At 59.5% G+C, this 13269-nt stretch carries 14 protein-coding genes; 1 reads left to right on the top strand and 13 read right to left on the bottom strand.

Annotation, left to right across the window (positions count from 1 at the left end):
* The 13 genes from der to trmJ form a co-directional block, all read right to left on the bottom strand.
* Window positions 1-1422 carry a ribosome biogenesis GTPase Der gene (der, locus tag ACESMW_RS07250; RefSeq protein WP_372986384.1) on the bottom strand — a complete coding sequence of 474 codons (1422 nt, stop codon included), beginning with the start codon at window positions 1420-1422 and terminating at the stop codon, window positions 1-3.
* Between the two features lie 9 nt (window positions 1423-1431).
* Complete coding sequence (bamB, locus tag ACESMW_RS07255) at window positions 1432-2604, bottom strand: outer membrane protein assembly factor BamB (RefSeq protein WP_372986385.1); 1173 nt, start codon at window positions 2602-2604, stop codon at window positions 1432-1434.
* Window positions 2604-3260: a YfgM family protein gene (locus ACESMW_RS07260; protein WP_372986386.1), complete on the bottom strand. Its 657-nt coding sequence runs from the start codon at window positions 3258-3260 to the stop codon at window positions 2604-2606. Before ACESMW_RS07260 ends, bamB begins: the two co-directional genes overlap by 1 nt.
* Window positions 3261-3301: 41 nt before the next feature.
* Window positions 3302-4582, bottom strand: coding sequence for a histidine--tRNA ligase (hisS, locus tag ACESMW_RS07265; protein ID WP_372986387.1), 1281 nt, complete (start codon window positions 4580-4582; stop codon window positions 3302-3304).
* A 49-nt stretch (window positions 4583-4631) separates the two neighbouring features.
* Window positions 4632-5750, bottom strand: a complete 1119-nt coding sequence (ispG, locus tag ACESMW_RS07270) for a flavodoxin-dependent (E)-4-hydroxy-3-methylbut-2-enyl-diphosphate synthase (protein WP_372986388.1) — start codon at window positions 5748-5750, stop codon at window positions 4632-4634.
* 34 nt (window positions 5751-5784) lie between these two features.
* Window positions 5785-6780: a RodZ domain-containing protein gene (locus ACESMW_RS07275; RefSeq protein ID WP_372986389.1), complete on the bottom strand. Its 996-nt coding sequence runs from the start codon at window positions 6778-6780 to the stop codon at window positions 5785-5787.
* Complete coding sequence (gene pilW / locus ACESMW_RS07280; RefSeq protein WP_372986390.1) at window positions 6770-7531, bottom strand: type IV pilus biogenesis/stability protein PilW; 762 nt, start codon at window positions 7529-7531, stop codon at window positions 6770-6772. The genes ACESMW_RS07275 and pilW overlap by 11 nt, the downstream gene beginning before the upstream one ends.
* 76 nt (window positions 7532-7607) lie before the next feature.
* Complete coding sequence (rlmN, locus tag ACESMW_RS07285) at window positions 7608-8720, bottom strand: 23S rRNA (adenine(2503)-C(2))-methyltransferase RlmN (protein ID WP_372986391.1); 1113 nt, start codon at window positions 8718-8720, stop codon at window positions 7608-7610.
* A 60-nt stretch (window positions 8721-8780) separates the two neighbouring features.
* Window positions 8781-9209: a nucleoside-diphosphate kinase gene (ndk, locus tag ACESMW_RS07290; RefSeq protein WP_092002506.1), complete on the bottom strand. Its 429-nt coding sequence runs from the start codon at window positions 9207-9209 to the stop codon at window positions 8781-8783.
* Window positions 9210-9278: 69 nt separating this feature from the next.
* Window positions 9279-10427, bottom strand: a complete 1149-nt coding sequence (locus ACESMW_RS07295) for an IscS subfamily cysteine desulfurase (protein WP_372986392.1) — start codon at window positions 10425-10427, stop codon at window positions 9279-9281.
* Between the two features lie 21 nt (window positions 10428-10448).
* Complete coding sequence (iscR, locus tag ACESMW_RS07300; protein ID WP_372986393.1) at window positions 10449-10946, bottom strand: Fe-S cluster assembly transcriptional regulator IscR; 498 nt, start codon at window positions 10944-10946, stop codon at window positions 10449-10451.
* A gap of 78 nt (window positions 10947-11024) precedes the next feature.
* On the bottom strand, window positions 11025-11798 hold the full coding sequence (gene cysE / locus ACESMW_RS07305) for a serine O-acetyltransferase (RefSeq protein ID WP_372986394.1): 774 nt from the start codon (window positions 11796-11798) through the stop codon (window positions 11025-11027).
* Window positions 11791-12657, bottom strand: coding sequence for a tRNA (cytosine(32)/uridine(32)-2'-O)-methyltransferase TrmJ (gene trmJ / locus ACESMW_RS07310; RefSeq protein WP_372986395.1), 867 nt, complete (start codon window positions 12655-12657; stop codon window positions 11791-11793). The genes cysE and trmJ overlap by 8 nt, the downstream gene beginning before the upstream one ends.
* A gap of 190 nt (window positions 12658-12847) precedes the next feature.
* Here trmJ and ACESMW_RS07315 point away from each other — a divergent pair.
* The coding region (locus tag ACESMW_RS07315) for an inositol monophosphatase family protein (protein WP_372986396.1) at window positions 12848-13269 on the top strand (422 nt) is incomplete at its 3' end.

Genomic DNA, 13269 nt, shown 5'->3' on the forward strand with positions numbered 1-13269 from the left:
TTAACGCTTGAGGCTTTTCTGGCGGGTCTTGCGGATCCGGCGGCCTTTCTTCAGGTCGTTATCCTTCTTGACCTTCTGGCGCGGCGTCAGACGGTCCACCTTGCCGGCGAACGGGTTCTCGCTGGAGCGGAACTCGAACCGGATCGGGGAACCTGTCACCTTCAGCACTTTCCGGAAGGTATTCTCCAGGTACCGTTTGTAGGCACCGGGCAAGGCCTCGGTCTGGTTGCCATGGACCACGATGACCGGAGGATTAGATCCGCCCTGGTGCGCGTACCTGAGCTTGATACGGCGGCCATGGACCATGGGTGGCTGATGCTGGGCTACCGCATCCTGCAGGATCGCCGTCAGGCGGTTGGTCGGCCACTTGGCCATCGCAGACTCGTAACAGGCTTCCACGGATTCGTACATCACCCCGACACCGGAACCGTGCAGTGCGGAAATATAGTGCTTGTCCGCATAATCGAGGAAATCCAGACGGCGAAGCACCTGTTCCTTGACCCGCGCCCGGTCATCCGGATCCATGCCGTCCCACTTGTTGACGGCAATCACCAGTGACCGGCCGGCATCCAGGACGAAACCGATGAGATGCAGATCCTGATCCACCAGCCCTTCGCGGGCGTCGATCACCAGGATCACCACATGGGCGTCATCAATGGCCTGCAGGGTCTTGATGATGGAAAACTTCTCCACCACCTCACGAACGTTCTTGCGCCTGCGTACACCGGCCGTGTCGATCAGCGTGTATTGCTTGCCCTGGCGCTCATAGGGAATGTAGACGCTGTCCCGCGTGGTTCCGGGCATGTCATACACCACCACCCGGTCTTCGCCGAGCATCCGGTTCACCAGGGTGGATTTGCCCACGTTGGGGCGACCCACCACACCGATCCGGATTCCCGGGTACTTGTCAGCCCGGTCTTCCTCTTCGGCATCTTCCGGGCTCGGCAGCAGTTCGTCCAGCATGGACCGGATGCCCCGGTTATGGGACGCGGCAATCAGGTACACGGACTCGAAGCCGAGGCTGTAGAAATCAGACGCCGCAACATCGGGATCCTGGCCATCGGTCTTGTTCACCACCAGGTGCGCCTGCTTGCCGCTCCGGCGCAGATGGTCGGCAATCATTTCGTCCCCGGCGGTCAGGCCGGCGCGGCCATCCACCAGGAACAGCACGATGTCCGCTTCCTCGACGGCCTGCATGGACTGGCGTGCCATTTCGGCGTCGAGGCCAACCTCATCGCCGGTCAGGCCACCGGTATCGATCACGATAAACCGCTGGCCTTCGTAGTTGCCCTCGCCGTATTTCCGGTCACGGGTAAGCCCGGGGAAATCCGCCACGAGGGCGTCCCTGGAACGGGTCATCTGATTGAACAGAGTGGACTTGCCGACGTTCGGGCGTCCGACAAGGGCAATTACTGGGGTCATAATGATGCGTTACTCTACTGGCCTGAGTTCGAAAGACACCAGGCGGCCGCTGTTTCCAAAAACGAGCAGATTACCATTGCTCAGGCGCTGTGCCGGTAAGCGGATACCCTCATCATCGAATTCAAGCTGACCCTGGAGACTGCCGTCTTCCTGGGATATGGCATGGAGGTAGCCTTCGAAATCACCGACTACCAGATAATCTCCGGACACCATCGGCTGGGTCAGCTGACGCCAGGACAGGCGGTCCTGGACCCAAAGCTCGCGGCGATCCGAACCCCGCAGGGCAACAATGTCGCCGTTGGCCGAGGCAAGGTAAATGGAACCGTTACCGATCATCGGTGAATAAAGACTGGATGCCTTCTTGCTCCAGATTTCCTGGCCGGTACGGATATCAAGCAGTGCCAGCTTGCCCTGGTAACCCACCACCATCAGTGCGGACTCCAGCACCAGGGGCTGCCCGCCAATATCGACCAGGCGCTCCAGTTCGGTACGTCCCTGCGGCTGGCCGAGCTCGTACTGCCACATGGGCTGGCCGGAATCGGCAGACAGCGCAATCAGCTTGCCGTTGGCGAAAGAGGCAATGACAATGTCTCCACCCACCAGTGGTGCCGCAGCCGCCCGCATGGTGAGTACCGGCACCTGGCCATCGTATTGCCAGAGCTTCTCGCCGTCAGCAGCGTTGAACGCCAGCACACGACCATCGGTGGTCTGGATCACTACCATGGATCCGTTGGATTGTGGCGCAGCCAGCACTTCCGTCGGCAGTGGTGCCCGCCATCGTTCCTCGCCACCATCACGGGAAAGCGCGAGCAGGTCCGCTTCCCTGGTGACCAGGTACAGCTGGTTGGCATCGCCACCGATGCCCGCGAAGATCCGGTCCTCAAGTTCCCGTTCCCAGAATACTTTGCCATTCTCGGGAGCCACCGCCACCAGCTCTCCGTCTGCCGACGCAGCGTAGACGGTATCGCCGGCATTCAGCGGCGCAAGGTACAGGAATTCACCGTCATGGCCATCACCCACGGACATGCTCCAGACCTGCTTGAACTTCACGGTCGGATCAATCTCCGGAACCGGTGCCGGCTGTTCAAACGTATCCGTGGTGCTGCATCCGGTGATCCCGGCCAACGCCAGGAATCCTGCCAACAGAAACGGTTTCGGGATGCTCAAACGAAGCCCCGGCATCAGGCGTCCTCCCTGACACCCAGGTCAGACAGTTTCAGTTCGAGGATGCCGCTACGGCCCTGGGAGCTCTGTTCGCGGGCGGCAAGGTAGGCTTCTTTGGCGGCCTCCCGGTCACCCTGGGCAAGCAGGATGTCACCCTTCAATTCGGAGAAGATGGGGGCAAAGCTTCCCGCGTTGCTCACACCATCGATGGTGGCCAGGGCCTCGTCATACTGGCCGGCCGCAAACTGAGCACGGGCCAGGCGATTCTGCACCACCAGGGTCAGAGCGGCGTGGTCTCTGGCCTTCTCCAGTGCCCACTTGAGTGACTCGACGGCCGCTTCGGCATTGCCCTGCTCCATCATCTGCTGACGGGCAAGGATCAGGTTGCCATAGACCGCATACGCACTGTCTGTGTAGTCTTCCCGCAGCTTTTCAGCGACAAAGGCCACGGTCTCACCGGAGGTTTCGTCTGCCTGATCGCTGAATGCGTTCAGCAGGTTGGCAAACTGGTTCGCCGCTTCGGTCCGCTGTTGTGCCTGATGGTTCTGCCAGGCCTGCCAGCCAAATACGATGGCGAGTGCGGCACCGATACCAATCAGCAGGGAGCTGCCGTTCTTCTTCCACCAATCCTTGATCGCCTGGACCTGTTCTTCTTCGGTGCGCAGTTCAGCCATGATGACTCCTGTTGGAAATTATTGCTTTTGTAACGTTGAATTCAGTTTGAAAGTACGTCAGCCAGTACTTGTCCCAGTTCTGCCCGCCGGACTTCCCTCTGCTGCTCGTCGGAGCGCAGGGGTTTCAGGCCGGCTGTGCCACCGGCCACTTCGTTTTCGCCAAGAATCACGGCGTAGCGGGCGCCGCTCTTGTCCGCTTTCTTCATCTGGCTCTTGAAACTGCCGCCTCCACAGTGGGTTACCACCACATGGTCGGGGAGCTGGTTCCGGAGCTGCTCGGCCAGGGCCAGGGCCGGAGCAACGGCACCTTCACCCATGGCGGTTACGTATACGTCGGCATTGCTGTTCACGTAGTCCGGAATCAGCCCCAGAGTTTCCAGCAACAGAATCAGACGCTCAACCCCCATGGCAAAACCGACTGCAAAGGTCGGCTTGCCACCAAGCTGTTCCACCAATCCGTCATAGCGACCACCGGCACAAACCGTACCCTGGGCGCCCAGGCTGTCGGTGATCCACTCGAAAACGGTCTTGCCGTAATAGTCCAGGCCTCTTACCAGAGCCGGGTTGACGGTGTACTTGATGCCGGCGGCATCCAGCAAATCGCGCAAACGATCGAAGTGGGCCCGGGAATCTTCGTCCAGGTAATCGTCCAGATTCGGGGCGTTTTCAAGGATCTTGCGGGTCCCGGCATCCTTGCTGTCCAGAATGCGCAATGGATTGGTTTCCAACCGGCGCTGGCTGTCAGCATCCAGCTCGGATTTGTACTGGCTCAGGTAATCCACGAGTGCGGCCCGGAAGACCTTGCGGGCTTCGGAGGTGCCGATAGAATTGATTTCAAGCCGGGTATGGCCAGACAGTCCCAGCGCCTGCCACAGACGGGCGGTGAGGATCAGCAACTCGGCATCGATGTCCGGGCCGCTCATCCCGAAGCACTCCACACCGATCTGGTGGAACTGGCGGTAGCGGCCCTTCTGTGGCCGCTCGTGCCGGAACATCGGGCCGGTGTACCACAGGCGACGGGTCTGGTTGAACAGCAGACCGTGCTCCTCCGCGGCCCGCACACAGCCCGCAGTGCCCTCGGGACGCAGGGTCAGGCTGTCGCCGTTCCGGTCCTCGAAGGTATACATCTCTTTCTCGACAATGTCGGTGACTTCACCGATGGAGCGCTTGAACAGGTCCGTCTGCTCGACGATCGGCATCCGGATTTCCTGGTAGCCGTATTGTCGCAGAACTTTCCGCACCGTCGCTTCCACAAACTGCCATACCGGCGTCTGTTCCGGCAGGATATCGTTCATCCCGCGAATTGCCTGAATTTTAGCCAAGTGAAACCCTTAACTGTTTCTGATGGTTAACTGGTGAACGTAAGAGTGGTCAGTCATCTGACCGGACGATGATGGCCTCTTCCTGCTCTTTCCTGCGTGCCACTTCTTCCCGGATCAAGCGCTCCAGATCGTCGGTCAGGGTGGCGTTATCCAGCTTCTGGTTCGGCTTGCCGCCCATGTAGAACAGGTTCCTGGGGCTGCCGCCAGTGAGGCCGATGTCGGCTTCCTTGGCTTCCCCCGGACCATTGACGATGCAGCCGATAATGGCGACGTCCAGGGAGGTGTTGACATCCTCCAGCCGGGCTTCCAGATCGTTCATGGTCTGGATCACATCAAAGTTCTGCCGGGAACAACTCGGGCAGGCGATGAAATTGATGCCGCGGCTGCGCAGGCGAAGGCTCTTGAGAATGTCGTAGCCAACCTTGATCTCCTGGACCGGATCGGCGGCCAGGGACACCCGGATGGTATCGCCGATACCGTCCATCAGCAGCATGCCCAGGCCAATGGACGACTTCACTGTGCCGGAACGGAAACCACCGGCCTCGGTGATACCAAGGTGCAACGGCTGCTCGATCTGGCTGGCGATCTTCCGGTAGGCGTCCACCGTCATGAACACTTCGGAGGCCTTGAGACTGACCTTGAAGTCCTGGAAATCGTGACGATCCAGGATGTCGATGTGGCGCATGGCGGATTCCACCAGCGCATCGGCGGTGGGCTCTCCGTACTTACGCTGAAGGCTCTTTTCCAAAGAGCCGGCGTTGACGCCGATCCGGATCGGAATGTTCCGGTCCCTGGCGGCACTGATCACCGCGTTCACACGATCGTCGCGACCGATATTACCGGGATTGATGCGCAGACAGTCCACACCCAGCTCGGCAACCCGCAGCGCAATCTTGTAGTCGAAGTGGATGTCCGACACCAACGGAACCGATACCCGCTCACGGATCTTGCCAAAAGCCTCGGCCGCATCCATGGAGGGAACCGAGACCCGGACGATATCGGCACCCGCCTCTTCCAGGGCCCGGATCTGGGCCACGGTGGCATCCACATCGCAGGTGTTGGTGTTGGTCATGCTCTGCACCGCGATCGGTGCGTCACCACCCACCGGTACATTGCCAACCATGATCTGGCGGGATTTACGTCTCTTGATCGGGGATTCGTGCTTCATGTCTGACTGACCAATAAAATATCGACTGTACCTGTCAGAGGGACAGGGTAAATTCGGTGCGGTTGTTGGCAACCCGGAAGTCGCCCAGGTCGACAGGTTCGCCCTGGAAACGGACGGACCCTACCGCATCCACGGCTCCGATAACCACCCGGAGCGGTGCGTCCCCTGACACATCTATTCTGTCACCCTGGCGTTGCAGGGATGCGACCAGGCGGTTGCCGTCTGCATCACTCACCTGCACCCAGCAATCCCCCGTAAAGGTCATCTGGAGCCTGGCCGTATCACCAATCACCACCGGTTCTTCAGGATTCTCTACCAGGGGTTTCGGCTCCTCAACAACAGGAACCGGCTGTTCGACAGCCGGTTCCTGAGCCGGTTCCTCAACCGCAATTTCCTCAGTCACCGGTTCAGGGGGCTCTCCCCCGACCGCGTCGCCGGCAACACTTTCGGGCTCCGGAGCCGCAAGCTCCTCTTCAACCGATTCCGGTTCAACAGCATTCTCTGCCACCGGAGAATCGAGTGCGGAGGGGGAATCCGCCTCTGTCAGATCCGCCTCGGACTGACCCTCCGAGGTCTGCTCCGTCGATTCTTCGGTGATCGGCGCAGAGTCATCCTGCAAGACAAAGCGATATGACAGATAGCCGGCCAGAACAACCGCCAGGATCCACACCAGGGTTTTCGCGATCCTGCGTTTTTGGTGTCGGCGCCGTTCGATGTCCACCAGCGGATTGGCTTCCTGCTGCTGTTCACGCTCAATACGAAGCGGCTCCAGCTCACGGTCAAGATCCGTAATCACGCTGTCCGGGTCCAGTCCCACCTGACTCGCGTAGGCGCGGACATAACCTTTAAGGAACAGTTCGCTGTCGATCCGGGTATGCTCACTGTTCTCGATCGCCTGGATGATAGCGGGCCGCAGGTGTTGTGCCCGGGCGATATCGTCGACACCAAGCCCCAGCTTTTCCCTTGCGCGCTTAAGTTGAACGCCGACAGGATCGCTTACCACTGATTGGGGATTTTCATCACTGGTCATTAGAAATCAGTACCTTATATTGTTGGTATTCCACTGACTCCGGATATTCATTCTTCAGCAACATCGCCAGGCTCGCCTCCTGGTCCTTGTCATTGAAATAGCGGGCGATGCGGATGCCCGTGTACAGACTTTCCGCGGAATGCGTCATGCGCGGATTCCGGGCGATGGCTGTGGAAAGTCGGCTGTAATAACGTGACGCTGGCTCGTACTCGCCCCGTTCCACCAGTACCCGCGACAAGGCAAGCAGTGGCCTGGCATCTCCCCGGGACAGCTCGACGGCCCGGCGGTAGGACGTGACGGCGTTATCCGCCTCTTCCAGGCGCTCCTGGGCCATGCCAAGATTGAAGAAGACCGAGCCCCGGTCCTCGTATTCGGTGTCCCGTGACGCTGCCCGGAACTGGTCTCGGGCATCCGCGAACCGGCCCTGGCTGTACAGGAAGGCACCATAGTAAACCCTGGCCCGGGTATAGCCTCCATCGGCACTGATTGCCTTGCGGAAACTGGATTCGGCAAGCTCAGGCTCGCCTTCGGTATTGTAGATCAGCCCCATGGCCGCCAGGGCTTTGGGAGATTTCGGTTCCAGCTTGAGGGCCCGGTCCAGGTGATGCCGGGCACGGTCAATATTCCCCTGACCGATGTAGGCCGTGGCCAGTTTCACGTAGTTATCAACCGCTTCCTGGCGATCGGCTTCCCGGGAGAACCGGCTGTCAGTAGTGGTAACACATCCGGCGAGCCCTGTGGCCATCGACATCAAAGCTACCAGGAAAAAACGTCTTATCACCGGTCTAGTCGCCACTGTTCTGCAGTCCTCGCATCTGGTTTGTGAATCAGGGGTTCACCTGCTGTACCTCAATGTACCGCTGACTGCGGCGGGTACGGTCCTCGACCCGGCCAACGAGCTGCCCACAGGCTGCATCAATATCATCACCCCGGGTCGTCCGGATGGTGGCGATATATCCGGCCTCATTGAGGACGGTCTGGAACCGGCGGGTGGCGTTCATGCTCGGGCGCCGGAAATCGCTCTCCGGGAACGGATTGAAAGGAATCAGATTGATCTTGCAGGGCAGCCCCTTCAGCAGGACGGCCAGTTGCCGGGCGTGTTCCGGCTGGTCATTCATCCCCTCGATCACGGTGTACTCAATGGTTGCCTTGCGCTTGTCCGGCAGCCGGCCGAGATACCGCCGCGTTGCCGCGAGCAATTCCGCTATCGGGTACTTTTTATTCAACGGTACCAACTGGTTACGCAACTCATCATTGGGGGCATGGAGCGAAATGGCCAGTGAAACATCTGTAACCTCGCCCAGACGGTCCAGTGCCGGCACCACACCGGAGGTACTCAGAGTGACCCGGCGCTTGGAGATACCGTAGGCCAGATCCTCCATCATCAGGTTCATGGCATCAACGACGTTGTCGAAGTTGAGCAGTGGCTCACCCATGCCCATCATCACCACGTTGGTGATCGGCCGGTCGGCGTTGGGATCGAATGGCATAAAGGCCTTCCGGGCCACCCACACCTGGCCGATGATCTCCGCGGCGGTCAGGTTCCGGTTGAAACCGCGCTTACCCGTTGAACAGAAGGTGCAATCCAGGCTGCAACCGATCTGGGAGGAGACGCACAGAGTGCCCCTCTCGCCATCGGGAATCAGCACGGTCTCGACACTGTTGCCGTTATCCATGCGCATGACCCACTTACGGGTGCCATCCTTCGAGGTTTCGTCGTAAACCACCTCCGGCCCGCGAACCTCGGCCACCGCCTTGAGCTTTTCCCGGAGCGCCTTGCTCATATTGGTCATTTGGTCGAAGTCATCCACGCCGCGCTGGTGGATCCACTGCAGCACCTGCTGCGCACGGAAGCGCTTCTCGCCGAGGGTCTCGAAGAAAGCCTCGAGCTTGGCCTTCGGCATCCCCAGCAGATTGGTTTTTTCAGCAGCAGCTGTCATGTCATAACCTCGATCAAATAACCAATTCGGGGCAGTCGAAGACTGCCCCTTACAACCAGATCAGCCGCGCGGGCAGATCTCGTTGTCATTGAAGAAATAAGCGATTTCGCGCTCGGCAGAAGCCGCGGAATCAGAGCCGTGAACGGCGTTGGCATCGATGGAAGATGCGAAATCGGCGCGGATGGTCCCCGCTTCGGCTTCCTTCGGGTTGGTGGCACCCATCAGGTCACGGTTCTTCAGGATGGCGCCCTCGCCTTCCAGAACCTGAACCACAACCGGACCGGAGGTCATGAACGCTACCAGGTCGTTGAAGAACGGACGCTCTTTGTGCTCAGCGTAGAATCCTTCAGCCTGCTCCTGGGTCAGGTGCATCATCTTGGCAGCAACAATCTGCAGGCCAGCCTTCTCGAAACGGCTGTAGATTTCGCCGATCACGTTCTTGGCGACTGCGTCGGGTTTAATGATAGAGAGCGTGCGCTCGTTTGCCATGGTAAGTCTCCAGTATGGTTCGGGTTAAAAATTCTGGCCTGCGATTATACGCAGTCCGGGGGCTACTGCCTACCGCACTGAGCGCAGGCGGCTAACGACATCAACGATTTGCGAACTGGCAAAGGCCACTTCTTCCTCGGTGGTGAAACGCCCCATGGAAAACCGCAGCGCCCGGTGCGCCTCTTCGTCGCTCAGGCCGATGCCTCGCAACACAAAAGAGGGCTCGATGGTTGCGGACGAACAGGCCGATCCGGAGGAAACCGCCAGATCCCGCAGGCCGAGCATCAGCGACTCCGCCTCCACGCCGTCAAACGAAAGATTGACCAGCCCCGGCACACGGTGGGACTCGCTGCCATTCACGGTTACCCCTTCAAGACCTTCCAGGCCCTTCAGGAAGGCGGCACGCATGGATTCGAGCTTTCCCATCTCCGCTTCAAGCCCGTCTGCGGCAATTGCAAAGGCCTTGCCCATGCCCACAATCTGGTGTGTCGGCAAGGTCCCGGAACGCATTCCCCGTTCGTGCCCCCCGCCGTGCATCTGGGCCTCGATCCGTACATCCGGCGACCGGCGCACATACAGCGCACCAATGCCCTTGGGTCCATATACCTTGTGCCCGGACAAAGACAGCAGGTCCACCGGAGTCCGATTCAGGTCAATGGGCATCTTGCCGGCTGCCTGGGCGGCGTCCACATGGAACAGCACGCCCCGCTCTCGCAGCTCACTGCCGATCGAGGCGATATCGGTAATGCATCCCAGCTCGTTATTCACCAGCATCAGGCTGACCAGGACCGTGTTGTCCCGGAGCGCCTCGATGACCCGGCCCGGAGGAATCCGGCCGTCCGCATCGGGGGCCAGCCAGGTGACTTCCACACCCCGACCCTCGAGCCACTTGCAGGTATCGATCACCGCCTTGTGCTCGATCTTCGAGGTGATGACATGAACATCCCTGCGATCACCTACCGCACCCTTGATCGCAAGGTTGTCGGATTCGGTGGCACCGGAGGTCCAGACAATCTCCCGGGGATCGGCGGAAATCAGGTCGGCGACCTGTCGTCGAGCAGCCTCAACAGCCGCCTCCGCCTGCCAGCCATAGGCATGGGACCGGGAAGCAGGGTTCCCGAACACACCGTCAAGCGTGAGATATTTCGCCATTTCGTCGGCAACGACGGGATCAACGGGCGTCGTGGCCGCGTAATCCAGATATACGGGCTTTTTCATGATATGTAAGAACGTTCTGTATCAGGCCGGCGCCTGGTCGGTCAGACGGTCGGTGTTGATGGTTTCAGAATCCTTGCCGTCCTGGCGACGGTTCTGACGATCCGCAACCTGACGGATTTCATGCTTCTTCATCAGATCCCCGAGACTGATTTGGCTGAGGAACTGGTGAATCTGATCACTCAGATCAGACCATAGATGGTGGGTAAGGCATTTCTCCCCGTTCTGGCAGTCACCCTTGTTGCCACAACGCGTGGTATCAAGGGATTCACTGACCGCATCCACCACCTCGGCGATGTAGACACGGTCGGCGTCACGGCTCAGGCGGTAACCACCACCAGGGCCACGGATACTGACAACCAGTTTCTGCCGGCGCAGACGGGAGAACAGCTGTTCCAGGTAGGATAGCGAGATTTCCTGCCGGGACGATATATCCGCCAGACTGACCGGCCCCTGATCCCCGTGAAGGGCCAGGTCCAACATCGCCGTAACAGCATAGCGGCCTTTGGTGGTCAGTTTCATGGCAGTCAGCCCCGCGACGGGAATGAATCTCGATTAACAGATGCGAGTATGAATTGACCAAGTAATTCAGTCAAGTATTCAACCCCGCGTATCCGTGTCATCCCGGACGCAGTCAAAGTCCTCTTCATCCAGCGGCGGCAGTTCGCCATTCTGGTATTCACTGTTAACCTTCCGGATGGCCTTGCACATGTTCTCGATACGGTCATCGACCGCGTGCATGTGATCAAGCAGAGCACGCATCGCCCGCGCCACCGGGTCCGGCATTTCCTCGGTAACCCCGTAGGCATCGAAGCCCATACGCTCTTCCATCTCCTTGCGGCGGACATCGTCTTCAGACTTGCGCTTGACGATCACCCGCCCCGGTATGCCAACCACCGTGGCACCGGCCGGCACCGCCTTGGTCACGACCGAGTTGGAACCTATCTTGGCACCCTCACCCACCTCAAATGGCCCGAGGATCTTGGCACCTGCACCGACGACGACACCATCTCCGATAGTCGGATGGCGCTTGCCCTTGTTCCAGCTAGTGCCACCGAGGGTAACGCCCTGATAGAGGGTCACATCATCACCGATAACCGTAGTCTCACCGATGACCACACCCATGCCGTGGTCGATAAAGAACCGGCGCCCGATGGTCGCCCCCGGGTGGATCTCGATGCCGGTGAACCAGCGGGCAAGGGTTGATACCGTGCGGGCCAGCCACTTGAGCCCCAGATTCCAGAGCCAGTGGGCAAACCGGTGAAACAGCAAAGCATGGAGGCCCGGGTAATTGGTGAGAACCTCGAACGTGTTCCGCGCCGCCGGATCCCGGTGAAAAACACTGTTAATGTCTTCCCGCAATTGTTCAAACATGGCCTTCTTCCTGTCCCGTCGCCGATGACTCACCATCGGTGGATTGGCGTTGATTTTGTGCCTTGCCGGCTGCCTTTTGGGCCGCCGTCAGGATGCCACGGAGAATGTTGACTTCCATCTGATCAAGTCTGGCCCGCTGGAAAAGCCTCCGCAAGCGGGTCATCAGCTGGCGCGGATTTTCACGGCGGTGAAACTCCACATCCACCAACATCTGCTCGAGGTGGCCGAAGAATCCTTCCACATCCCTGACCGAAGCCGGAGACACATCCCAACCGGCATCGCCCGGTGCCGACATGGGCTTGAGGTATGGGCTCCCCTCGCCACCTTCAAGGTTACGAAGGTAAAGCATCCGCAATTCGTAACACATCACCTGTACCGCCATGGCCAGATTCAGGGAGCTGTATTCCGGATTGGACGGGATATGAATGTGGTGGTGGCAATGCTGGAGCTCATCATTGCTCAGGCCGTTGCTCTCACGCCCGAACACCAGCGCAACGCTGCCTCCGGCAGACGCTTCCGATGCAGTTTCGGCCGCTTCGGGAGGCGGCATCACCGGCCAGGGCACCTTTCGGCCTCGGGCACTGGTACCCATCACCAGGACGCAATCGTCAATGGCCTCTTCCAGGCTGCCGACAATCTGCGCACGGTCGAGCACATCCGAGGCTCCGGCGGCGCGGGCGTAGGAGGCTTCGTCCGGAAAGGATTTGGGATTGACCAGCCAGAGGTTCCCCAGCCCCATGTTCTTCATGGCCCGGGCAACCGCGCCAATGTTTCCCGAGTGGGAAGTTTCCACCAGAACAATGCGGATCCGGTCGTTATAGGTGTCCGTGCCTTCCAGGGGGAGCGCGGGTTTGTGCATGGTCAAAAGCCCGTTTCTGTCTGCAGAGTGAACCAAGCGCGACATGATAGCAGAACCACCACCCTTCCACCTCTCCGGAAATTCCGTAACTAGCCGCCATCCGTGGTTTTCCGGAGTCAAAAAACATACAAGGAGGGTGATCTTTTGCTATCATACCCGGCCTCCACACACCTGGATAATGAACACTCAGATGCAACCAGCAATCAAAATGGCCCTGCGCGTTGCGCGTCAGGGGTCCGACTACCTGAAAGCCCATTTCGAGCGCCAGGAACCCAACGGCAAGGACGAGAGCGAACGTCGCCGCCAGCTGGATCGGGTTGAGCAGTCCATTTATGACAACTTCAAGGAGCAACTCGAGAAGTCCTACAAGGACCACACGATTGCTCCGCTGAACGAGGCCAACGCCGGCACCAGTGAGAAGAGCTGGCACATCTTCCCGGTGTTGGGTCGCGAAAACTTTCTCCGTGGCATCCCGGATTTTGTCCTGGCCCTGTCCCAGAAGCGGAACAACCGCACCGAGAACCTGCTGATCGTGAACCCGATTACCGGCGAGGAATATTCCGCGTCCCGGGGCCATGGTGCAGCCCTGAACAGCCGCCGGGTACGTACGTC

It is taken from the genome of Marinobacter sp. (assembly GCF_041690455.1).
Lineage (GTDB): Bacteria > Pseudomonadota > Gammaproteobacteria > Pseudomonadales > Oleiphilaceae > Marinobacter.

Excerpts from the sequence above, each read along its gene's own strand:
- bamB (WP_372986385.1), bottom strand. The coding sequence starts at position 2,604 with ATGCCGGGGCTTCGTTTGAGCATCCCGAAACCGTTTCTGTTGGCAGGA.
- ispG (WP_372986388.1), bottom strand. The coding sequence starts at position 5,750 with ATGAAGCACGAATCCCCGATCAAGAGACGTAAATCCCGCCAGATCATG.
- cysE (WP_372986394.1), bottom strand. The coding sequence starts at position 11,798 with ATGTTTGAACAATTGCGGGAAGACATTAACAGTGTTTTTCACCGGGAT.
- trmJ (WP_372986395.1), bottom strand. The coding sequence starts at position 12,657 with ATGCACAAACCCGCGCTCCCCCTGGAAGGCACGGACACCTATAACGAC.
- ACESMW_RS07275 (WP_372986389.1), bottom strand. The coding sequence starts at position 6,780 with ATGACCAGTGATGAAAATCCCCAATCAGTGGTAAGCGATCCTGTCGGC.
- ACESMW_RS07260 (WP_372986386.1), bottom strand. The coding sequence starts at position 3,260 with ATGGCTGAACTGCGCACCGAAGAAGAACAGGTCCAGGCGATCAAGGAT.
- iscR (WP_372986393.1), bottom strand. The coding sequence starts at position 10,946 with ATGAAACTGACCACCAAAGGCCGCTATGCTGTTACGGCGATGTTGGAC.
- der (WP_372986384.1), bottom strand. The coding sequence starts at position 1,422 with ATGACCCCAGTAATTGCCCTTGTCGGACGCCCGAACGTCGGCAAGTCC.
- ACESMW_RS07295 (WP_372986392.1), bottom strand. The coding sequence starts at position 10,427 with ATGAAAAAGCCCGTATATCTGGATTACGCGGCCACGACGCCCGTTGAT.
- ndk (WP_092002506.1), bottom strand. The coding sequence starts at position 9,209 with ATGGCAAACGAGCGCACGCTCTCTATCATTAAACCCGACGCAGTCGCC.
- rlmN (WP_372986391.1), bottom strand. The coding sequence starts at position 8,720 with ATGACAGCTGCTGCTGAAAAAACCAATCTGCTGGGGATGCCGAAGGCC.
- pilW (WP_372986390.1), bottom strand. The coding sequence starts at position 7,531 with ATGTCGATGGCCACAGGGCTCGCCGGATGTGTTACCACTACTGACAGC.